This is a genomic window from Polyangiaceae bacterium, assembly GCA_015075635.1.
Lineage (GTDB): Bacteria > Myxococcota_A > Polyangia > Polyangiales > Polyangiaceae > JADJKB01.
On sequence record JABTUA010000003.1, the window covers coordinates 1126954 to 1146864 of the forward strand.

General features: G+C 69.4%; 19 protein-coding genes. 14 read left to right on the plus strand and 5 right to left on the minus strand.

Features of this window, described 5'->3' with window-relative positions:
• Positions 1-416: 416 nt before the first annotated feature.
• From HS104_35610 to HS104_35620, 3 genes are read left to right on the plus strand one after another with little or no spacing between them, the layout of a single operon-like run.
• A complete protein-coding gene (locus tag HS104_35610; protein MBE7485281.1) occupies positions 417-3533 on the plus strand; it encodes a PQQ-binding-like beta-propeller repeat protein in 3117 nt (1038 codons plus the stop codon).
• Complete coding sequence (locus tag HS104_35615; GenBank protein ID MBE7485282.1) at positions 3530-4069, plus strand: hypothetical protein; 540 nt, start codon at positions 3530-3532, stop codon at positions 4067-4069. Before HS104_35610 ends, HS104_35615 begins: the two co-directional genes overlap by 4 nt.
• Positions 4066-4473, plus strand: a complete 408-nt coding sequence (locus HS104_35620) for a hypothetical protein (GenBank protein MBE7485283.1) — start codon at positions 4066-4068, stop codon at positions 4471-4473. The genes HS104_35615 and HS104_35620 overlap by 4 nt, the downstream gene beginning before the upstream one ends.
• Before the next feature lie 76 nt (positions 4474-4549).
• On the opposite strand, the gene panB is transcribed toward HS104_35620, so the two are convergent.
• Both panB and HS104_35630 read right to left on the minus strand, forming a co-directional pair.
• Positions 4550-5449 (minus strand): 3-methyl-2-oxobutanoate hydroxymethyltransferase, encoded by a 900-nt coding sequence (panB, locus tag HS104_35625; GenBank protein ID MBE7485284.1) that lies wholly within the window; start codon positions 5447-5449, stop codon positions 4550-4552.
• Positions 5450-5616: 167 nt separating this feature from the next.
• Positions 5617-6918: a cellulase family glycosylhydrolase gene (locus HS104_35630; GenBank protein ID MBE7485285.1), complete on the minus strand. Its 1302-nt coding sequence runs from the start codon at positions 6916-6918 to the stop codon at positions 5617-5619.
• A 140-nt stretch (positions 6919-7058) separates the two neighbouring features.
• Between HS104_35630 and HS104_35635 the strand changes: the two genes are divergently transcribed.
• Both HS104_35635 and HS104_35640 read left to right on the plus strand, forming a co-directional pair.
• Positions 7059-8237, plus strand: coding sequence for a metallophosphoesterase (locus tag HS104_35635; GenBank protein ID MBE7485286.1), 1179 nt, complete (start codon positions 7059-7061; stop codon positions 8235-8237).
• Positions 8238-8318: 81 nt separating this feature from the next.
• Positions 8319-9800, plus strand: a complete 1482-nt coding sequence (locus HS104_35640) for a tetratricopeptide repeat protein (GenBank protein ID MBE7485287.1) — start codon at positions 8319-8321, stop codon at positions 9798-9800.
• Here HS104_35640 and HS104_35645 read toward each other — a convergent pair.
• Positions 9785-10489 (minus strand): metallophosphoesterase family protein, encoded by a 705-nt coding sequence (locus HS104_35645; protein MBE7485288.1) that lies wholly within the window; start codon positions 10487-10489, stop codon positions 9785-9787. The two genes, HS104_35640 and HS104_35645, sit on opposite strands and share 16 nt — an antisense overlap.
• 260 nt (positions 10490-10749) lie before the next feature.
• Here HS104_35645 and HS104_35650 point away from each other — a divergent pair, with 260 nt between their 5' ends.
• The 5 genes from HS104_35650 (at position 10750) to HS104_35670 (ending at position 14859) form a co-directional block, all read left to right on the plus strand.
• Positions 10750-11025 carry a hypothetical protein gene (locus tag HS104_35650; protein ID MBE7485289.1) on the plus strand — a complete coding sequence of 92 codons (276 nt, stop codon included), beginning with the start codon at positions 10750-10752 and terminating at the stop codon, positions 11023-11025.
• Between the two features lie 151 nt (positions 11026-11176).
• Positions 11177-12301, plus strand: a complete 1125-nt coding sequence (locus HS104_35655) for an ABC transporter permease (protein MBE7485290.1) — start codon at positions 11177-11179, stop codon at positions 12299-12301.
• A gap of 83 nt (positions 12302-12384) precedes the next feature.
• On the plus strand, positions 12385-13008 hold the full coding sequence (locus HS104_35660) for an ABC transporter ATP-binding protein (GenBank protein ID MBE7485291.1): 624 nt from the start codon (positions 12385-12387) through the stop codon (positions 13006-13008).
• Entirely contained in the window at positions 13005-14222 is a 1218-nt protein-coding gene (locus HS104_35665) for an efflux RND transporter periplasmic adaptor subunit (protein ID MBE7485292.1), read from the plus strand. Before HS104_35660 ends, HS104_35665 begins: the two co-directional genes overlap by 4 nt.
• Before the next feature lie 22 nt (positions 14223-14244).
• Positions 14245-14859, plus strand: coding sequence for a glutathione S-transferase family protein (locus tag HS104_35670; protein ID MBE7485293.1), 615 nt, complete (start codon positions 14245-14247; stop codon positions 14857-14859).
• Between the two features lie 3 nt (positions 14860-14862).
• Here the strand turns inward: HS104_35670 and HS104_35675 are convergent, their stop codons facing one another.
• Entirely contained in the window at positions 14863-15831 is a 969-nt protein-coding gene (locus HS104_35675; GenBank protein MBE7485294.1) for a hypothetical protein, read from the minus strand.
• A gap of 120 nt (positions 15832-15951) precedes the next feature.
• Between HS104_35675 and HS104_35680 the strand changes: the two genes are divergently transcribed.
• The 3 genes from HS104_35680 (at position 15952) to HS104_35690 (ending at position 17374) form a co-directional block, all read left to right on the plus strand.
• Positions 15952-16449 (plus strand): hypothetical protein, encoded by a 498-nt coding sequence (locus HS104_35680; GenBank protein MBE7485295.1) that lies wholly within the window; start codon positions 15952-15954, stop codon positions 16447-16449.
• On the plus strand, positions 16446-16637 hold the full coding sequence (locus HS104_35685; GenBank protein MBE7485296.1) for a hypothetical protein: 192 nt from the start codon (positions 16446-16448) through the stop codon (positions 16635-16637). The genes HS104_35680 and HS104_35685 overlap by 4 nt, the downstream gene beginning before the upstream one ends.
• A 341-nt stretch (positions 16638-16978) precedes the next feature.
• The gene (locus tag HS104_35690) at positions 16979-17374 is read left to right on the plus strand and encodes a hypothetical protein (GenBank protein MBE7485297.1); all 396 of its coding nucleotides are present in this window, start codon (positions 16979-16981) and stop codon (positions 17372-17374) included.
• Positions 17375-17387: 13 nt separating this feature from the next.
• On the opposite strand, the gene HS104_35695 is transcribed toward HS104_35690, so the two are convergent.
• Positions 17388-18794, minus strand: a complete 1407-nt coding sequence (locus HS104_35695) for a hypothetical protein (GenBank protein MBE7485298.1) — start codon at positions 18792-18794, stop codon at positions 17388-17390.
• 55 nt (positions 18795-18849) lie between these two features.
• On the opposite strand from HS104_35695, the gene HS104_35700 reads away from it, so the two are divergent.
• Entirely contained in the window at positions 18850-19863 is a 1014-nt protein-coding gene (locus HS104_35700) for a hypothetical protein (GenBank protein MBE7485299.1), read from the plus strand.
• Positions 19864-19911: the final 48 nt, after the last annotated feature.

The following is a 19911-nucleotide window of genomic DNA, read 5'->3' on the forward strand; positions in this document are numbered from 1 at the left end:
CGGCTCTGGAAATGTGCGCACACGTGGGTGGAGCGCGCAGCGATCTTCCCAGTGCCTCTGATTGGGTGTGGATCCAGCGTCCGGCCTCGGGATACTTTGAAACGGGAGGCATCGGTGGAGCACTGGCACGCGGCTAGCACGCACGCACGCACGCACGCACTACGTGGCTCATCATCGCAGCCCTGCTGACAGCGGTGTTCGTGGGTTGCGGGAACGACCCAGCGCCGGGCGAGGCCGGTGCTGCGAAGCAGGCCATCCAGGCCAGCGAGCTTCCTGTCACCCTGCAGGTGCCCGTGGAATGCGGAACGGGTCAGCTGACCTCGGTTCCCTTCAATCACGATGCTCCCAACGGCGCCTTCACGATGCACTATCAGTCCGCAAGGGGGATCACGGTCCTGCCGGGCACGCTCATCGGAATGCCTGACCTTTCGACGGTCCTGGCCATCGATTGCCCTGGCGTTGCCCAGACGAACCAGCTGAAGTTCATCAACCCGAAGTCCGGCGCGGTGGTCAAGACGCTGTCTCTCGGCTTGCCGGGGAAGATTTGGCAGGGGTTTGCGGTCCGAGGGGACCGCGGAGACGTGCTAGGGCTGGAGGCGAGCGCAAGCCTCACGGGGACCTATCGAGTTCACAGCATTCACGTCGATGGCGCCGGACAGAACCCCGTCACTGAGCTCTTCTCCGTGGCAGCTGCCGGTGATCAGCGAGTTGCCGTGGGCATTGGATGGAACGCCGACGACGACCTCGTGAGCATCTTGGTCAACGCCAACCCCGACCGTATCGAGCGACGGACCGAGAGCGGGGGGCTTCCCGGTGCAGGCACACTCCCTGCCGTGACCCCCATCAGCCTGTTGGCGTGCCCGTTGTTCCTCGGAACCGAGCAGACCTCCGTACCGGCCGGTCTCGCTGTAAGCGGACGGAGTGAGATCTTCGCCTGCAACGAGAGCTTCGCGCCTTCCCCCAGCGACGATGACGTCGCCCTACTGCAGTTGTTTCCCGACCAGTCGGGCGACACGGACGTCTCCTCCGAGCTCACGGGGCTGCTCTACGACCTGGAATGCGACTCGATCACGTTCGCCGATCAGAGCCGGACGGTCATCTGGGCGCTGACGCGTGACGGCAGGCACATACGTGCATTTGAGGTGTCCGCCGCTACCTGTGCCAACGCCGGCGCGCCTGCCGGGCAGAAGCAGGATCTCTTTTCGCCCGGCGGGGCTCCGAACCCGAAGTTCAGCGCGATCTGCTCCACGCTCCTGACCGACGTGGACGCAGACGGCATCCTCGACTGCTGGGAGTTGCTCGGCGGCATCGACTGGGACCTCGACGGAACCCTGGGCTACGTCTTCCCGACCGGGATGAAGCCCACCGTGACGACCCAGGACATCTATGTTGAAATCGACTACATGGCCGGTCACAATCCGACCGGTGGTTCGTTCAACGACGCTGCTGGCGTCGATCCGATCACGAAGGTCAAGCAGGCCTTTGCGAATGCGCCGCCATTCTACGCCGCCACCGACATCCTCAAGCTCCTCCCGATAAGTCGCGTCTTGCATGTCGTGGTGGATGAGGAGCTCGCGCACGGGATTTCCATGACCTTCGCCGGCGAGTGCACCGGTCCGCCCGCATTTGGCTCCTCTGACTTCGATCTGATCAAGAAGGCCCACTTCGGAACGGTCGCGGAGCGCGCGACCCCGGACTTCGCGACCAAGCTGAGGCCCGCCAAGGCCGCAGTCTTCCGCTACAACCTCTGGGTTCACGGTCTCTACGGGAAGGGGAGCCAGAGCGGCTGTGGGGAGCTCGGTGGGAACGACTTCGTCGTTTCGATGCCGGGTGAGGGCGTCACCGACAAGGGCACCAAATGGTACTACGACGAGCCGGCGGGGGCGTTCATGCACGAGCTGGGGCACACGCTGCTCCTGCAGCACGGCGGAGGCGACCCCATCAACTTCAAGCCGAACTACCCGAGCGTGATGAACTACAGCTTCTCGGACGACAACCTCACCAAGCGACGTCTGGACTATTCGCGCACGGCATTGATGGACTTGGACGAAGTGAAGCTGGACGAGAGCAAAGGCCTTCCCGGGTTTCCTTCAGACTCGACAGGCGCGGTCGGGAAAACCATGGTCATCGACTGCACAGGTCTGCCGAAGCCGTGCAACTCGAGCGCCAAGTTTACCTTCCCAAGTACCGATTGGAATCAGAACGGCACAAGTGATGGCCTCATTTCGCCTGCGGACGTCAATGGCGACGCGAGCCTTTCCAGCAAGCTCAAGGGCTACGACGACTGGTCGAACATCCGCATCAACTTCCACGACACGTTCGAGGTCCTGGACGGAATCAGGTTGAACGTGCCCGCGGAGACGCCTCGCCCGGCGTTCTTCGACGACGCGGACATGGACGGCATTGGTCTCGGGCAGGACAACTGCTCGCCGCTGTACAATCCCGACCAGACCGACAGCGATGGCGATGGGATCGGTGATGCCTGCGACACCGCGGAGCCGATTGCATGGCCGATGTTCCACCGCGGCGCCGAGCACGCGGGGCGCGTGGGCGTTGCCGGGCCTGGGAGCCCGAAGGTTGCCTGGAGCTACGAAGCGAAGAAGGCCATCGAGAGCTCCGCCGCCATCGCGAACGACGGCTCCGTCTTTGTGGGGTCTCGCGACCGGCGGCTCTACGCGCTCTCGAGGACCGGGCAGCTCCTCTGGTCATTCCAGACCGGTGGCGCCGTCGAATCGACCCCCGCCTTGCGCTACCTGACCGCGATCTACGTGACCTCACGGGACGGCAAGCTCTACCAACTCAGCTGGGGTGGGACCCCTGCGTGGACCTTCGACACCGGCGCGCCAATCTCCTCTTCGCCGACTTTGGGCACCGACGAGACTGCCTACTTTGGAGCGGACAATGGCGTCGTGTACGCCGTCAGCTCTTCAGGTAGCCTGAAGTGGAGCGTGGCCACCGGCGCCAAGGTGCAGTCCTCGCCTGCGGTCGCCACGAACGGTACCGTCTACGTCGGCTCGCACGATCAGCATCTGTACGCGATCAGCCCGACCGGAGCTGTCCTCTGGAAGCGAGCTTTGGGCGGGCACCTGCGTTCGTCTCCCGCCCTGGGGGCAGATGGATTGATCGTCATCGGCACCAGCAAGGGCGAGCTCCACGCGGTCAGTCCAAGAGGCGCGATCCTGTGGACGTACGACGCCAAGTCTCGCATCGACTCCTCTCCGGCGATTGGCGCCGGCGGAACAATCTACTTCGGCACGCACGGCGGCCGGCTCGTGGCGCTGAGCTCCAGCGGTTCACTCGAGTGGAGCTTCCAGTGCCCCGCGCAGATCGACTCCTCCCCGGCGGTGGACCGAACGGGCCACGTGTTCTTCGGCTCCGACGACGGGCTCTTGCGCGCCCTAACGCCTGGTGGAACGCTGCTCTGGAGTCTGGACACACAAGGCGACGTGAATTCGTCGCCCGCCATCGACAGCACGGGGCGAGTGTGTGTGGGCTCGAGGTCCGGGCGCTTGCTCGTGGTGGGCTCGCCATGATCCCGGCTTGGTCGTGCGCGCTGCTGATCGCGTCATGCAACACGGCGCAGCCCGTCATGCCAGAGCCCGAGCCGGCGGACCTGGACGATAGTCGCTTCCCGCCGGACCCGGATAGTCCAGTCATGGCGCCGGAGCTGAAGCGGGAGGCAGAGTACTGTGTCGGGTTCCGCGGACCGGCGGACTGCCCGCGAGATCGGTGTTGGTGGAAACCCAACCTGGGCGGGTGCCAGATGGCGCCGTGCCCGGCGCTCTCGGTCGAGCGCTGCAGCCGGGTGGATTGCGAAGTGATGACCGGCTGCAATGGCGAAGACCAGTGCATTCAACGGGCCGATCCACATCCCGAGTGCGGAGCCGAGGGGTACTACGCGGGCGGCCCGTGCTGCCCGGGTTTGGTCCGGCGCTGCGGGTTCGCGGTGGACGGCGGTGTCTGTGATGGATACTCCGAGTTCCACATGCCGTGGTGTCTACCCTGTGGCGACGGGAAGTGCAGCGGCCCGCTCGAGAACAAGTGTAGTTGTCCGGAGGACTGCAAATGAAGAAACACTGCCTCAGTTTCCGGCACGTGCTTGCCGTCGCGATCACGGTCGCAGGCGTCGCCGGTTGCGACCGCGAAGCGCCGGATGAGCAGGCGACAGGCAGCAAGACGCAAACGCTGACCACTTGCGCGACCAAGCCGAACGAAGGCGCCTGCGGTGCCTGCATCGCGGCGCAGTGCTGCTCCGAGTGGACCTCGTGCCAGAGCGCGGAGTGCGCCAAGGGCGGACCCGCGGGCAGCGGCGAGCTCTTCTGCCATCGCAGCTGCTTGGCCGAGCCTGGCGCCACGGAAGCGGGGTGTGACGCCAAGTGCCTGAGCCCGGGGAAGGCGTCGCTCGCGCCTTCCACGGTTGCGATCGTGGAATGCATCGCGTCGAAGTGCTCGGGCGCGTGCCCGAACAGCTGAGCTGAATCTCGAGAAGGGGCGATCACCGGGACGGCGGGCGTCACGGTCGCTCGGCCGCCGCGGCGCGAACTCCGCTTCAGCGGCATGCGCCGCCGTAGCGAACCTCCGGCGCCGGCGGCTCCTCACCGACGACGCGCAGCTCGGCCGCGCTCCGAGCCGGGCCCCGCGCAGCGCCGAAGCTGTGCTCACCGGCGGGGAAGCTGCCGGCTCGCACCTCGTCCACGTAGGCCGCCGTGGCCGACACCACGGCCTCGCCCAGCTCGGCGAAGCGCTTGACGAACTTGGGCGCGAGATCGCGATACATCCCCAGGAAGTCGTAGCAAACCAGCACCTGGCCGTCGCAGTGGGGGCCGGCGCCGATGCCGATGGTGGGCACGTCCACGGCCTCCGTGATGCGCCGTGCGAGCTCGCTGGGGATCCCCTCGAGCACGATGGCGTAGGCCCCGGCCTGCTCCAGGGCCCGGGCGTCGGCGATCACTCGCAGCGCGTCGTCCTCCGCTTTGCCCTGCACGCGGAACCCGCCCATGGCGTGCACGCTCTGGGGCATGAGCCCCACGTGGCCCATGACGGGGATGCCGACGCTGGTGATGCGGTGCACGTGCTCCGCGACGATCTCTCCGCCCTCGAGCTTCACGGCCTCGACGCTGCCCTCCTTCATCAGCTTGCCGGCGGCCTCGAGCGCCTTCTCCGGCGAGACCTGGAAGCTCATGAAGGGCATGTCGCCGACGACCTGCGCTCGGCGCGTGCCGCGAGCGACGGCACGTCCGTGGTAGCAGATCTCGTCCAGCGTGACCGGCAGCGTGTTGGGCAAGCCCTGCACCACCATGCCCAACGAGTCACCCACGAGCAGGATGTCGGCGCCGCCTTCGTCGAGCAGTCGCGCCATCGTCGCGTCGTACGCCGTCAGCATCGCGATCTTCGGACCGCTCCGCTTGCGTGCACGAACCCCGGGGACCGTTACCTTTTCGTTCTTCATGACCACCTCCGTCGCCGCCCGTTCGGGTCGGCGCAGTCGGCCGCGTTGTCGTCTCGATGTGTCGAAGCTCGCTTTCGATGGTGCCGCCCCGCCGGAACGGGTGCAGCCCTCGGGCGGGCTTCGATGCCCGAAGCATAGCGCAGAGTTGGGTCCTGCCAAAGCCGCGCTCAACGGAGCAGGCCGCGCCGCCGTCGCAGGCGTAGGCCCAGCGCGGCGAGGATCCCGAGCCACGCGCCCGCGACCCGGGCCCGCGGCACGCCGCAACCGCAGCCACCCTCATCCTCGGCGGGCGTCGTGCCGCCGCTCGTGCCGCCGGAGCTCGCGCCGGCATCGCCAGCGGTGCCGCCGCTGCTCGTGCCGCCGGTGCCCGCGCTCCCGCTCGTGCCTGCGCTTCCGCCTCCGCCGCTCGGCGCGCCGCCGCCCCCGCCGCTGCCGCCCGTCGGGCCCGTGGCGATGCACGCCTTGAGCTCGTCGAAGGCGGGCTTGCGCTGCCAGTTGTCGGCGTAGCTGCCGTCGGGATCGTGGGTGCGCAGCGCGAGCCCCCAGTGGATGTCGGGCCAGAGCCCGTTCGGGTGCTCCTCGCTGAGCTCGTAGATGAAGGTCCGCTGCCACCAGCTGCGCTGGTTCTGCGCCTGTATCACCCGCTCGGTGTACTTGCGCTGCGCCTCGAGCTCGGTCGCGTTGCCCACCGTCGCCTCGCGCCCGGTCTCGGTGATCCAGACCGGGAGGCCGGCGAAGCCCTTTGCGTTCTGGACCTCGCGCACACTGAGCGGGCCTTCCCAGACCACCGTATTGCCGACCTTCAGCACGCGGTGCGACTCGAGCTTGTTGTAGAAGCTGTCCTTGCCGACGCCGGCGTTCGCGTCGTCCTCGGGGAACGAGGCGTAGATGTGCCAGCTGATGGCGTCGAGATCCGAGCCGCGGGCTGCGAGGGCCGCCTCCAGGTACACGTCGTATTTGTCGCCGATGGTCGCGAGCTCCGGGCCCACGATCAGGCAGCTCGGGCAGCCCTGCTTGATGGCGTCCACCGCCGGGATGAACGCGCTGTCGATCCACTGCTGCATCGTGCCTTCGAAGAAGTCGCCGAGGTTCGGCTCGTTCCAGGTTCCCCAGGCCGCGACCCGCCCGTCCGCGTAGCGCTGCGTGGCCGCCAGCACGAAGGCCTTGTAAGCGGCGGCGTCCGGCACGTCGTTGTTGAAGCCGTCGCCCTTGGTGTTGCCCTGGCTCGCCCACTGGGGGGTGTAGCCGATGGTGGCGAACACCTTCAAGTTCCGCGCCTTGGCCGCGTCGATCACCGCGTCGAACGCGCTCCAGTCGTAGTTGCCCTTCTGCGGCTCGCCGATGTCCCAGTTGAAGTCGATGCGGATCCACTCACCGCCGAGCTCGTTCGCCAGGTCGAGCGTGTCGCTCGGCGGTAGGTGGACGTTCATGCCGATGGCGGCAGCCATACACACGGCGGAGAAGGCCATGCCCGAGTCTCGCATCGTTCGGCCCGCAGAGCGACGGGGGTCGGTCGCGGTGCGCTGAGCCTGCAAGACTTCACTGCCATTTCTTCGAGGGTGCTCGTGCGCCTTTGCGTGAACCCGAAAATGAGGCGACACTCCCGGTCATGCAGAGGCGCATCGACTACCTCGTCCCGGCGGTGGTGCTCGCGATCGGTCTGGGCGGCGCGGCCGTTTCCTGCGGCTCCGACGACGACGGCGGCGGCAGCGGAGGCCAGAGCAGCGGCGGCGCGGCGAGCGGCGGCGCGGCGGGTGGGGGCAGCGGCGGCACCAGCGCGGGCGGCTCGAGCGGCGCGGGCGGCGCGGCGAGCGGCGGCGCGAGCGGTGCCGGCGGCGCGAGCGGCGGCGGGGGCACTGGCGTGGGCGGCGCGGGCACCGGTGGCGGCGGCGCCGGCATCCCTCCGGACAAGCAGAACCTCAGGGTCGCCTTCTTCGGCGACACCAGCAGCGGCACCAACTTCAAGAACGTGCTCGGTGTGGCCATGGCCGACAAGGCCGACTTCATCCTCGGCGGCGGCGACTACGACTACAGCTACAACCCGAGCGCCTGGCTCACGGCGATGAACAGCGTGGTGGGGGCCGACTACCCGATCTTCGGCGCGGTGGGCAACCACGACCACACCACCTGGGAGCCCTACGCGACCGAGTACAAGAGCCGCATGCAGAAGGCGGGCATCGCGCCCGACGACCCGGACTTCACCGACGAGAAGTTCTCGATCGTCTACCGCGGCATCAAGATCGTGTTCGTCGGCCAGAACGGCAAGAACACGGAGTTCGCCGACTACATCAAGGCGCAGTTCGCAACCGACGACCACATCTGGCGCCTGTGCGTCTGGCACAAGAACCAGCAGGCGATGCAGGTCGGCGGCAAGGGCAACGAGATGGGCTGGGGCGTGTACGAGAACTGCCGCGACGCCGGCGCCATCATCCTGACCGCCCACGAGCACTCGTACCACCGCACCCGGACCCTCACGGACATGACCAACCAGGTCGTGGACTCGACCTGCTCGGATCCCAAGAAGGTCTGCGTCGGCCCCGGCCGCACCTTCGCCGTGGTGTCCGGCCTGGGCGGGAACAGCGTGCGCGATCAGGAGCGCTGCCTGCCCTCCACCTTCCCCTACGGCTGCAAGCAGGAGTGGGGCTTCATCTACACCAGCAACCAGAACGCCACCTACGGCACGGTGTTCATCGATTTCTACGTGAACGGCGATCCCAAGCAGGCCAAGGCGTACTTCAAGAACGTCCAGAATCAGATCGTCGACGAGTTCGACATCACCAAGGACTGAGCGTCGCCGGCGCTGCACCGCTTCGCCGCGCTCGTCTGGGAGCGGTTCGAAAGCGCGTCGCCGTTCGCCCGCCTGCTCTGGGTGGTCGCGGCAGCCGTCGCGGCGCACGCCACCGTGCTCGGCGGCGGGCTGATCTGGCTCGACCACGCGCACCTGGGCGCGAGGCTCGCGCTCCGCCCGCCTGCGGAGTGGGCTGAGCTCTTTCGGCAGCCCTTCGCCGGCACCGGCTACTACCGTCCGCTGACAGCGCTCTCGCTCTCGCTCGACGCGCTCGCCGGGAGCACGGCGCTCTATCACACCGTCAACCTGGCGCTGCACGCCGCTGCCGCGGCGCTCTTGCTCTTCGCCGCCTCGGCGCTCGGGGCGAGCCGCCGGGCCGCCACGCTGGGCGCGCTGCTGTTCGCGGTCCACCCCATCGGCTCGCTGGTCGCCGGCGCCATCGCCTTCCGCTCCGAGGCGCTGGTCGCCTGCGGCCTGTTCGGTCTGATCGTCGCGCACCGCCGGGAGCGCCCGGTGTGGGCGGTGCTCTGCCTGCTCGTCGCCGGCCTCTCGAAGGAGACGGGCCTCGCGCTCGCGCCGCTCTTCCTCGTGGCCCTCGCGCTCGGGCCCGGACGCCGCTCGGGCCTCTGGCTGCTCGGCGCCGAAGCGCTCGCCCTCGCGCTCGCGCTGGGCCTGCGCCTCGGCTTCGCCCCGGCCTGGAGCGCGCGCTTCCCCGAGCTCGTCGCCGGGCAAGCCGTGGGCACGCGCCTCGGCGCGTTCGCCAAGAGCGCCGGAGCAGTGCTCCTCCCCGTCGATCGCAGCATCTGTGACGCCTTTCCGATCACGGAGCTCGCCGCGCCGCTCGCGCTCGCCGGCGGCCTGCTCGCGCTCGGGCTGTGTCTGCTCGGCTGGCGCGGGCGGACGCTGGGCCTCTTGTGCGTGCTCTCGACGCTGCCTTCGCTCCAGCTCGTGCCGACGCTGCGCTGGTGGTCGCCGCACTACCTGTACCTGCCCGCGGGCCTCTTCCTGGTGCTCGTGGCCGAGCGCCTGGAGCAGCGCGGCGCGCGGGCGTACGCGGTCGCGGTCTGTCTGGTGCCGCTGCTCGGCGCCCTCTCCTGGAAGGACGGCCGTCGCTACCGCAGCGACGAGACGCTCTGGCGCCCCGAGGTCACCCGCGAGCCGGCTTGCCGTGAGGGACACTTCTACCTGGCCGAAGCCGCGCGCGCTCGACGCGACTCGGTCGCCGCGCTGCTCCACTACGAAGCGGCGCTCCGCTCGCGACCGGGAGTGCTCGCCTTCGTCGATCTGGACGCGACGCTCACCAACCAGGGGCTCGTACTCTTCGCTCAGGGCCGCTGGGCGGAGGCCCGCGAGGCGTTCGAGGCCGCGCTCGAGCGGACCCCCGACGAGCTCGGCCGGCGCAAGCTCCGCCACGATCTCGCGGCGGTTTCCCTCGCCAGCGGGGACGCGCCCCGCGCGCTCCGGGAGCTCGAGGAGGAGATCCGCCGCCCCGACGCGCTCCGAGAGTCGCTGCTCCTGCACCAGAAGGCGCGCCAGGCCCTCGAGGCTCACCAGCTCCGGTGAACCGAGAAGCTCTTCTGGCGGGTGTCGATGCTGAGGAACGAGATCTCGCCCTGGGAGCACGAGCCGCTGTTCAGGAACAGGCGGTCACCGTGCTCCGCGCGGGTCGCCAGGTGGGTGTGACCGGTGACGACCACGTCCGCGCTGCGCAGGCGCGCGACCTCCACCGCCCAGCGCTGGAAGGTGCAGCTCCCCGCGTCCATGCTGGCGCCGCCGCGCGCGCCGTCGAGTCTTTGCAGCTGCCGGTACACCGCGCCGAAGCCGAAGCGGCGGACCCAGGCGCCGACCCAGACCCCCAGCTCGCTCAGCCAGCGCGCGTGCTTCACCACCAGATCGTTCTGGTGGCCGTGGGTGAACAGCAGGCGCACGCCGTCGGCGTGGAAACTGAGCTCTTCGGGGACACCTCGCGCCATCGCCACGATGTCGTGGTTGCCGTGCACGTAGGCGTACGCGGGCCGCTCGAAGCGCCGCGCGATCTCCGCATGCGCCTCGCGCGCCGCACCCAGCTCGACGAGCGGGCTGCCCGGCAGCGCGCCGGTGAGGGTCTCCCAGACGTCGCCGAGCAACACCACACGCTCGAAGTTCCGCTCGAGAAAGCGGAGAAAACGCAGGAATTCGCCGTCGTCGTGGCCAAACGAATCCGTCGGGCCACCGGCGCCCAAGTGCAGATCCGAGATGACCGCGATCTTCATGCCCAACACTTCCATAGCTCGAACGAGCGTTCCGGCAAGCGGCTTCGCGCCGCTCTGACAGCGATGTCAGGGGACGCCTGACTATGACATCCGAGTCATGCGTCGATCGCCCTCGACTCGCGGGCCAGAAAGCGGCGCACGCTTCTTGCCACTGCTATGCTTCGCAGCGCTCGCCGGATCTTTCTCAGTGCTCGAATAGTCGGACACGGGTTGGCTCGGGCGGGCGTTTCGGAGGTCAGTTAGATATGCGTTTCAGGAACATGGCTTTTGGCTTGGCATGTCTCACCGCCTTGTCCGCCGTCGTGGTGGGCTGCGGTGACGACGACGACGACAAGAAGGGCACCGGTGGAACTTCCTCCGGTGGTACCGGCGGTGGCAGCGGTGGCAGCGCCGGCTCGTCCGGTGGCAGCGCCGGCTCGTCCGGTGGCAGCGCCGGCTCGTCCGGTGGCAGCGCCGGCTCGTCCGGTGGCAGCGCCGGCTCCGATGGTGGTGGCGCCGCGGGGACGGACGGCGGTAGCGACGCAGCGACGGACTGAGTCGAGCCTCTGCGTCCCTTCGCTGCGAGCCGGTCTCGCGGTGACGAGTCCACTCTGCGGCGTCCTTCGGGGCGCCGCAGCTTTTTTTGCGGCCGATTGACGCGCGTCACCTCGCTCCGGTGGCGCCCGGGGCTAAGATTCGCCTCGCGGCATGCTGCGCATCGCCCTGCTCTCCTTGGCCCACGATCGCGGCAAGCTCGTCGCGTCGCTCTGCGGCGTCGCCTTCGCGGCCACCTTGGTGTTCGCCCAGGTGGGTCTGTACGCCGGCTTCCTCCAGAGCTCGAGCGCGGTCATCCGCCACGTCGGTGGCGACGTGTGGGTGATGGCCAAGGGCACCGCGGTGGTGGACAACGGCGAGCGGCTATCGGCCGGCAGCCGCGAGATCGCCTCCGCGCACCCTTGCGTCGAACGCGTGCGCGGGGTGGTGCTCTCGTTCCAGGCGTTGCGCAAGCCCAACGGCTCGCTCGAGGCGGTGCAGATCGTCGGCTTCGAGCCGAGCCCGAAGTACGTCCTGCCGTGGGCGATGGCGCGCGGGTTGCCCCAGGACCTGCACGCGCCGATGCGAGTGGCGGTGGATCGCCTGGACGTGGACAAGCTCGCCATCGACGGCGATCCGATCGGCGCCGAGCTCGGCATCGGTCGCGAGTCGGTGCGGGTGGCAGCTGTCACCGACGGCATTCGCGCCTTCACCCTGGCGCCCTACGTGTTCGCGGAGCTGGACACCGCGCGGCGCTTGACCCTGCTCGGCGCCGATCAGGTCTTCTATTGGGTGCTCGACCTGGCGCGACCCGAGTGCGCCTCGGACGTGGTCGCGAGCGTCGGCCGGCACCCGGATCTGGTCGCGCGCAGCACCGACGAGTTCCGGGAAATGACCGAGGAATACTGGGTGGCCGGCTCCGGCGCGGGCACCGCCCTCGGGTTCAGCGCGCTGCTCGGTCTGGTGGTGGGGGTGGTCATCGTGGGGCAGACGCTGTACGCGGTGACCAAGGAGCACTTGAAGGAGCTCGCCACGCTGAAGGCCATCGGCGCCTCGCCGGCGGAGATCGTCAGCTTCGTGGGCTGGCAGGCCGCGTTCCTGGCGGTCGTCGGCGGTGGGCTGGGCCTGCTCATGGCGTTCGGCGTGCGAGACTGGGCGGTGGACTACGGGCTCTCGATCGTGCTCTCGGGTCCCGTGCTCGGCCTGGGTTGCACCGCCGTCTTGGCGATGTGCGCGGTCGCGAGCCTGTGGAGCGTGCGTGCCGTGCTGGCGCTCGAAGCCGCGGAGGTGTTCCGGTGAGCCGCGTGCTGGTGCGCTGCGAAGCGCTCGCGAAGACCTTCGGTGAAGGCGAGCTCGCGACGCCCGTGCTGAAGGGCATCGCCATGGAGGTCTTCGCGGGCGAGCTGGTGCTCTTGATGGGCCCGTCCGGCTCCGGCAAGACGACGCTGATCTCGATCCTGGCCGGCCTCTTGCGGCCGACGGGCGGGCAGGTCGAGCTCTGCGGGGCGCGCATCTCGGAGCAGCACGAAGCGGAGGTGACCCGCGTCAGGAGACGCCACCTGGGCTTCGTCTTCCAGAGCTACAACCTGTTCCCCGCGCTCAGCGCGCTGGACAACATCGCGGAGGTGCTGAAGCTCAAGGGCCTGCCGGCGCGGGAGGCGAAGGAGCGCGCGAGCCGAGCGCTGACCGACGTCGGCCTGGGCGAGCGGCTGCACCACCGGCCAGGGGAGCTCTCCGGCGGCCAGAAGCAGCGCGTCGCAATCGCGCGGGCGCTGGCGGGCGATCCGGCGCTGGTGATGGGGGACGAGGTCACCGCGGCCCTGGACACGCACACCGCGCTCCACGTGCTCGAGATCCTGCGCCGGCAGGTCAGCTCGGAGCGCGGCATCCTGCTCGTGACCCACGACCGCCGGCTCGAGCAGTTCGCGGATCGCGTGATCGAGATCGAGGACGGCCGGATTTCCCGCATCGTCCCCGGCGGTGCCCGCGCGGGGGAGGCGGCATGAAGCGTCGCACCGTGATCGTCGCCGGGATCCTGGTGGTGACGGCGGCGCTGGGCCTCTGGCTGCACGGCCGCGCGACGGCCGAGACGGCCCCGGTCGAGGCCGGTGAGGTCGGCGAGCGCATCGTCGCGCGCGCGGTGGTCGTGCCCGTGGACGGTATCGCCCAGATCCGTCCGCGCACCGACGGTCGCGTGGTCAAGGTGTTCGTCCGCGAGGGGCAGAGCGTGAAGGCCGGCGATCTTCTGGCCGAGATCGAGCCCGAGATCGTCGAGAGCGAGGTGGCGCGCCGCGAAGCGGAGCTCGACAGCTTGCGGGGCAGCGCGGCCAGCGTGGCTCAAGGCGCGCGTCCGGAGGAGCTCTCCGCGGCCGAGGCCGAGCTGCGCGCCACCAAGGAAGAGCTCGCGCTGGCGGAGACGCGCGCGGTCCGGGAGCAGAAGCTCGCCGACCGCGGGGTGAGCCCGGCGGCGGCAGCCGACGAGGCGAAGCGTGCGCTCGGCGTCGCGCGAGCGCGGGTCGAGGCGGCGGAGGCTCGCGTGCGCTTGGCCAAGGCCGGCGGCCGGCGGAGCGAGGTGAGCTCGGCGAACGCCCGCGTGCGCGCGGCGAAGGCGGCCGTCTCCCAGGCCAAACAGGAGCTCGACAAGACGCGGGTCACCGCGCCCATCGACGGCGTCGTGCTGGCGCGCCGGGTGGATCCGGGGGACGTGATCGCCGGTTCCGGCGCGGGCGTCGGGGCGCCGTCCTTCGAGATCGCGGACGCCTCGCGCATCGAGCTCCAGATGGAGGTCGAGGAGGTGGACTCGTCGCGCCTGGTGCCGGGCCTCGCGGTGAAGGTCTCGCCGCCGGGCAAGCCGGAGCAACTCGGCACCGGCACCGTGACGCGGGTCGGCGCGCAGCTCGAGCGGCGCAGCATCGGCGCGTTCGACGCGCGCGAGCGCGGCGAGGGCTGGGTGCGGGTCGCCTGGGTGGACGTGCGCTGGGAGGCGGGCCGGCTGATGCCCCTCGGGCAGCGAGTGGAGGTCGTCGCCGATCTGCCGCCGCGCCAGGTCAGCGCGCGCGTGCCGCGGGGCGCGGTCCGGATCCGAGAGGGTCGCGCGACCGTCGAGGTGGTGACGGCGCTGGGCTTCCGCGAGACCGCCGTCGAGCTCGGCGCCGCCGACGACAGCCACGTCGAGGTGCGCGGACTGCCGGCCGGCGCGCGGGTTCGCACGCGGCGCTGAGACGCGTTAGCCTGGCGAGCCCATGCCCGAGTCCATCACGCTCTACGGTTTCGGAGACGACGATCGCAGCGGCAAGGTGCGCTGGACGGCGCGGGAGCTGGGCCTCGAGATCGAGGAGGTCGGCGTGCGGCCCGGAGACAACCGGAAGCCACCCTACACGGAGCTGAACCCCTTCGCGCACATCCCCACGGTGAAGTTCCGCGGTGAGATCCTCACCGAGAGCACGGCGATCTGCCACACGCTGGCGGAGGCCTTCGACGAGCCGAAGCTCTGGGTGGCGCGCGGCGAGCCGGAGCGGCGCGGCTACCTGTTCTGGCTGGCGGCGTTCGGCGAGACGCTGGAGGCGCGGCTGGTGGAGTGCGCGGTGAGCCGCGCGGGGATCCTGGGGCCGGAGTACTTCGCGCTCCACGAGAAGGGCCTGCGCTTCAAGCTCGGCGTGGTCGCCGAGCGGCTGCCGCGCGAGGGGTACCTGTGCGGCGAGCGCTTCAGCGTCGCCGACGTGCTGGGCGGCTACAGCCTCAGGCTCGCGGTCCAGTGCGGGCTGATCGAGCGCGCGAAGGTCGAGCCGTACCTCGGGCGCCTGGTCGCGCGCCCGGCGGCGGTCCAGAGTCGCGTCTTCGCGAGCCTCGCCGCCTGAGCCTCACTTGCCGTTCTTGGTCGCGAGCTGCACCAGCGTCGTGTTGTACGGGTCGTAGCCCGAGCTCTTGTCGACGACCTTCATCGTCCGCGGATCGACGATGATGCCCAAGGGCAAGCCGTTCGACCCGGGCCCCTGGAAGCTGAAGGCGGGATCCGCCGCGACGCTCCAGCCCTGGGCCTTGAAGGTGTTCTTCCAGCTCTCCGCGTGCTTGAGCTGAGCCGGGTTCCCCAGCTTGTCCTCGATGACCAAGACCAGGACCTCGATGCCCTTCTGCGTCCAGCCGCCGGACATGTGCCCGTTCAGCGCCGAGGCCTCGGTCTGGCAGGCCCCGCACCAGAGCGCGGCCTGGGACAGGAACAAGGCGTTCACTCCCCGGGTGCCGTCGCAGTCGAAGTAGTCGCTGATCGAGATCGTGGTCGGCGTCGCCGAGCCCTTCACGTAGCCCTGCCAGGAGAGCTTTGGATCGACGACCTTGCCCACGGAGACGCCGTAAGGACCGCTCGGATAGACGCAGTTGGTGCCGCCTGTCGGCCCGCCTCCAGCGCCGCCGCTCGCGGTCGCGCCGCCGCTACCCGTGCTCGGGGCGCCGCCGCTGGAGCTGCTGCCGCCGCCGCTCGGGGCGCCGCCGTTCGAGCTGCCGCCGCCGTTCGGGCTACCGCCGCCGCCGGGGTTCGGCTCGCCCCCGCCGCCGGCTGTCGGCGGGGGGTTGGGAGGCGGCGGTGGGTCACCCGGAGGGCCGCAAGACTCCACGCAGCCGACCTTGTCGCCGGTCGAGCAGACGCAAGCGGCAATGCACCCCGTGCACGCCGAGCACCCGCTCTCGGGCTGGCAGCCCGGCGTGCCCACCCCGCCACCCGCTCCTATGGCGCTCTGCTCCTCCTCTCCGACGCCCGTCGCTTGTGCGCAGGCCGCGAGCACGAGGCCCGCCACGATGGCGATCGCCGGCGTCCGCTTGCTGATCGCCGCCATCGCCCCATTGACCCGGCTCGCGGGCGGGCTTGCAGATTTTTCTAGCGACGCTGCCTGCGCCCGACCCGGCGGACGGCGACCGGGCCGAGGAAGCCCGGGGCCAGGTGGTATGCTGGCCGTGTGCCCGAGCTCTTCTACCACGACGCCTTGCGGGCGCTGTCCCAGGCCGGCGCGCGTTTCGTAGTGGTGGGGGGCGTCGCCGTGAACCTGCAAGGCGTGCCACGCCCGACGGCAGATCTCGACATCGCCATCGAGCTCAGCGCTGAAAACGTTCGCGCCGTCGCCGACGCCTTCATGGGCATCGGCCTCAGGCCAAGGCTTCCGGAGCCGCCGGAGCGCCTCGCGGAGCCGGACACGCTGAGGGACTGGGTCGAGAACCGAAACCTGAAGGCGTACACCTTCCAAGACCCGAACAACCCCTTGCGGAACGCCGACATCCTGGTGAGCTCCCCGGTGCCGTATGAGGAGCTCGAGCGTACCGCGGACGTCATCGAAGCCCTCGGCCTCCGCGTCCGCATCGCGTCCATCAGCGCCCTCTTGCGGATGAAGGCGGTGGCCGGCCGTGAGCAGGACCTGGCGGACATCGACGCGCTCGAGAGGATCTTGAAGGACGAATGACCGACTCGGGCGACCCGCGCCGAAGAGGCTACCGGCATGTCCACACCCTGGAGGAGCTGCGCGCCTACAGGGCGCTCCCGGCGGAGCAGAAGCTCGAGTGGCTGCACGCCATCTGGAGACTGAACGTCGATTTCCTCCCCGAGCGCGCGCGGAAGCTCCACGAGCGCTTCAGGAAGGGCGACATCTGACTCGACCTTCAGTGCGCCAAGCCACCGTTCCGGCAACGACGTCTGCGAAGGCGGGTGGGCAAGAACCCCGGACGCGACCCCGGCGTGCTTGGAAGCGTATTCCGAGTGGAACGCTTGCCTGTGTGCTCCTCCACTGGGTCAGTGCCCGTAGCGCCGTGGCTGGCCCGCCCGACGAGCCGACCCCTCGTCCGAGGGCGGTGCTTGCCGGCGGAGGTCCAATCTTCGGTGCGTTCGTCATCAACGGCTTCCCCTCGGGCGACGGGTACTACGAGGAAGCGAGCGCACCCCGATCCGTTGGTGCTTTCGCGCGTGCCCGCTTCTTGGCCACGGAAGGAGTCGGCGTGGGAGTCGCCCCCTCCTACGAGTGGGTCTTCGATACCGAGGTCGGCGAGGTTCGAGTCCGCAGCTTGGCAGTCCCGATCGAGGTGACCGGACGCGTCGTTCGGCTCGGGAGCGGCGGGCTGTGGCTCCTCGGCGGGTTCGGCTACTCCCGCTCGTGGCACGAAGATCAGCGAGCGGCCAGGGGCGCGACGGTCGTCGCGAGCGGGTGGACCCTGCAATTGGGCCCCGAGCTCTGGTTTCCCGTGTCGGCGCGCGTCGGCGCGTTCTTCAACGTCATCGCGCGCTTCGACAACGCGTACTTTCAGAACGGCTGGGAGCAGATCGACGGAGCGAACGTCTACGGCGGCGGGCTGCTCGTGCGAGCGGGCGTGGAGGCGGAGCTGCTGAAGCTCTGACCTGGGAGTCGCTTCAGCGCCGAGGCCTGCGCCCGACCCGGCGGACGGCGATCAGGCCGAGGAGCACCAGGACCCCGTAAGAGGGCGTGCCCGAGCCTCCGCCGACCCGGCAGCCGCAGCCGCCTTCGTCGCCCGCCTCGTCCGAGGCGGAGGGCCCGGCGTCTGCGGCGCCGGTGCCGAGGCCGGTGCCGGAGAGGGCTACCTTCAAGAAGCGCTCGTCCGGATCGTTGGTCACCAGGGTGAGCACGCTCGAGAGCTTGCCCGACTTGTCCGGCGAAAACTTCACGCTGTAGGTCGCCGATTTCTGCGACTCGATCAGGACCTCGGTGGTCGGGGTCGAGAAGGCCTTGGGCGCCGTGGAGTCGAAGAAGCCGGTGGCCCGGGCCTTGGCCTCCCCCACGTTCGCCAGGGTGAAGGTCAGCGTCTTGTCCTCGCCGACCTTCACGCTGCCGAAGTCGAGCGACTCCACGACGTCTTCGAGATCCGGCAAGGGCACGTGCACGCGCACGGCGTCGAACACGTAGTCCTGCTTGCCGATGTCGAACGACACCGGGATGTCCACGACCGGGATGTTGAAGTCCTTGCCCAGCACCTCGATGAAGAAGGTGGGGATCAGGTGCAGCGTGCCCGAGTAGTCCACGCGGCCTTCGGGGAACACGTCGTACTCGACGAAGGCGCCGCCGGGGAACGCGCGCTGGGTCGTGCCGTCCTGCTTGGTGATCGGCGGCTCGGTGACCTTGGCCGGCTCGATGCGGATGCGTTCGGTCTGGTACTTCGCGGTGAGATCGCCCGAGATGTCCAGGGCCACGCCGCCTTTGCTGATCTGGCTCGGGATCCCCAGCATGTCGAGCAGGTTGACCTCGAACATGCGGAGCTTCGGGCTCGACCCGGTGGCCGTGGCCACGTCCGGCGCGAACGCCCAGGGCGCGAAATTCGTCTCCGCCTTCAGGTGAAAGTCGATCTGCGGCACGTAGGGGATGTCGCCCTCCCACTTCACCGGCACGCCGATCACCGAGACGTCCAGCTTGGCCTTGGCGCCGAGCTCCAGGCCGTAGTCGAACTTCAGGAGGCCGTGCGTGCCGCCCGGCGTGGCCAGCGTCATCGCCTCCGGCCAGGTCGTCTGGAGCGCACCGTCCATCTCGACCGTTGTGCTGGCGGGGATCTTCAGGAAGAAGCGCACCTGAAGATCGCTGCCCTGCGGCACCCAGCCGGTGTCGAAGTCGAAAGCGATCGGCAGCTTGACGGTCTTGGCGTAGGAGAGCTTCGCGCTCGTACACTCCAGGTCGGTGGCGCTGCAGTACTCGGCCAGCACGTCCCAAGGGCCCGCGCCGGCGTCGGCGCCGGCGTCGGCGAGCGCCGACCCAGTCCAGGTCAGAGCGGCGAGCGTGGTCCCAGTCAGCGTCCGTCGAAGCCCGAGCACGGCGCTCAGGCTACCACGATTTCTCCGCCGGGACCCCGCGCGCTATTCTTGCCGAATGGATTTGGCAAGGGCGATCTCGGCCGCGGCGCTCGGCGCTTGCCTGGTGGGGTGCGGAGGGGACGACGACGCTGGCAGCGAGAGCCAGAAGTTCGAGTACCCGAAGGACGGCGAGCTGCGCTTGAACCAGCTGCAAGCCAAGGGCTCGCACAACAGCTACCACGTCGAGGCCGAGGGCATGACCGTGGCCGCGCTGAAGTACACTCACCTGCCGCTCGGGCAGCAGCTGGCCGAGCAGGGCGTGCGCCAGTTCGAGCTCGACACGCGCTGGGACGAAGAGAGCGGTGAGCACTACGTGATCCACATTCCCGTCATCGACGAGCAGTCGAACTGCCGGCGCTTCGTCGACTGTCTCGCGGCGCTCGCCAGCTGGTCGAAGAAGAACCCGGCCCACCACCCGATCTTCGTGCAGGTCGAGCCCAAGGACGGCCTGCCGGCGGATCCCGAGGAGCGCTTCAGCGCCCTCGAGGCGGAGATCCTGTCGAAGTGGTCGAAGGACCGCATCATCAAGCCCGACGACGTGCGCGGCGGCGCGGCCACGCTGCGCGAAGCCATCGTCACGAGCGGCTGGCCCACGCTGGGCGAGGTGCGCGGCAAGATCCTGTTCTTCGTGGACGAGAGCGGTCCCTGGCGCGCGGCCTACACCCGCGGTGAGAAGAACCTGGACGGTCGGCTGATGTTCGTCGACTCGGAGCCGGGCGCCGACTTCGAGGCGACCTACGTGCTGAACGATCCGACCTCGGCCGCGATTGGCGAGGCGGTGAAGCAGGGCTTCATCGTGCGCACGCGCGCCGATTCCGACAACGTCGAGCCCTTCGCCGGGGACACCAGCAAGCGCGACGCGGCGCTCGCCAGCGGCGCGCAGCTGGTCAGCACGGACTACCCCGCGCCCGTTCAGGGCGTGGACTACGTGGTGGAGATCCCCGGCGGCACCCCGTCGCGCTGCAACCCGATGGTGGGCCCGGCGGGCTGCACGTCGGAGGACGTCGAGAACCCGAAATTCATCCACTAGCTCCCGGTCCGGTTTGAACGAAGCCGAGGCGTGGGCTAAAGGTTCCCC

Excerpts from the sequence above, each read along its gene's own strand:
- HS104_35610 (MBE7485281.1), top strand. The coding sequence starts at position 417 with ATGCCTGACCTTTCGACGGTCCTGGCCATCGATTGCCCTGGCGTTGCC.
- HS104_35615 (MBE7485282.1), top strand. The coding sequence starts at position 3,530 with ATGATCCCGGCTTGGTCGTGCGCGCTGCTGATCGCGTCATGCAACACG.
- HS104_35620 (MBE7485283.1), top strand. The coding sequence starts at position 4,066 with ATGAAGAAACACTGCCTCAGTTTCCGGCACGTGCTTGCCGTCGCGATC.
- panB (MBE7485284.1), bottom strand. The coding sequence starts at position 5,449 with ATGAAGAACGAAAAGGTAACGGTCCCCGGGGTTCGTGCACGCAAGCGG.
- HS104_35630 (MBE7485285.1), bottom strand. The coding sequence starts at position 6,918 with ATGGCCTTCTCCGCCGTGTGTATGGCTGCCGCCATCGGCATGAACGTC.
- HS104_35635 (MBE7485286.1), top strand. The coding sequence starts at position 7,059 with ATGCAGAGGCGCATCGACTACCTCGTCCCGGCGGTGGTGCTCGCGATC.
- HS104_35645 (MBE7485288.1), bottom strand. The coding sequence starts at position 10,489 with ATGAAGATCGCGGTCATCTCGGATCTGCACTTGGGCGCCGGTGGCCCG.
- HS104_35650 (MBE7485289.1), top strand. The coding sequence starts at position 10,750 with ATGGCTTTTGGCTTGGCATGTCTCACCGCCTTGTCCGCCGTCGTGGTG.
- HS104_35655 (MBE7485290.1), top strand. The coding sequence starts at position 11,177 with ATGCTGCGCATCGCCCTGCTCTCCTTGGCCCACGATCGCGGCAAGCTC.
- HS104_35660 (MBE7485291.1), top strand. The coding sequence starts at position 12,385 with ATGGAGGTCTTCGCGGGCGAGCTGGTGCTCTTGATGGGCCCGTCCGGC.
- HS104_35665 (MBE7485292.1), top strand. The coding sequence starts at position 13,005 with ATGAAGCGTCGCACCGTGATCGTCGCCGGGATCCTGGTGGTGACGGCG.
- HS104_35670 (MBE7485293.1), top strand. The coding sequence starts at position 14,245 with ATGCCCGAGTCCATCACGCTCTACGGTTTCGGAGACGACGATCGCAGC.
- HS104_35675 (MBE7485294.1), bottom strand. The coding sequence starts at position 15,831 with ATGGCGGCGATCAGCAAGCGGACGCCGGCGATCGCCATCGTGGCGGGC.
- HS104_35685 (MBE7485296.1), top strand. The coding sequence starts at position 16,446 with ATGACCGACTCGGGCGACCCGCGCCGAAGAGGCTACCGGCATGTCCAC.
- HS104_35700 (MBE7485299.1), top strand. The coding sequence starts at position 18,850 with ATGGATTTGGCAAGGGCGATCTCGGCCGCGGCGCTCGGCGCTTGCCTG.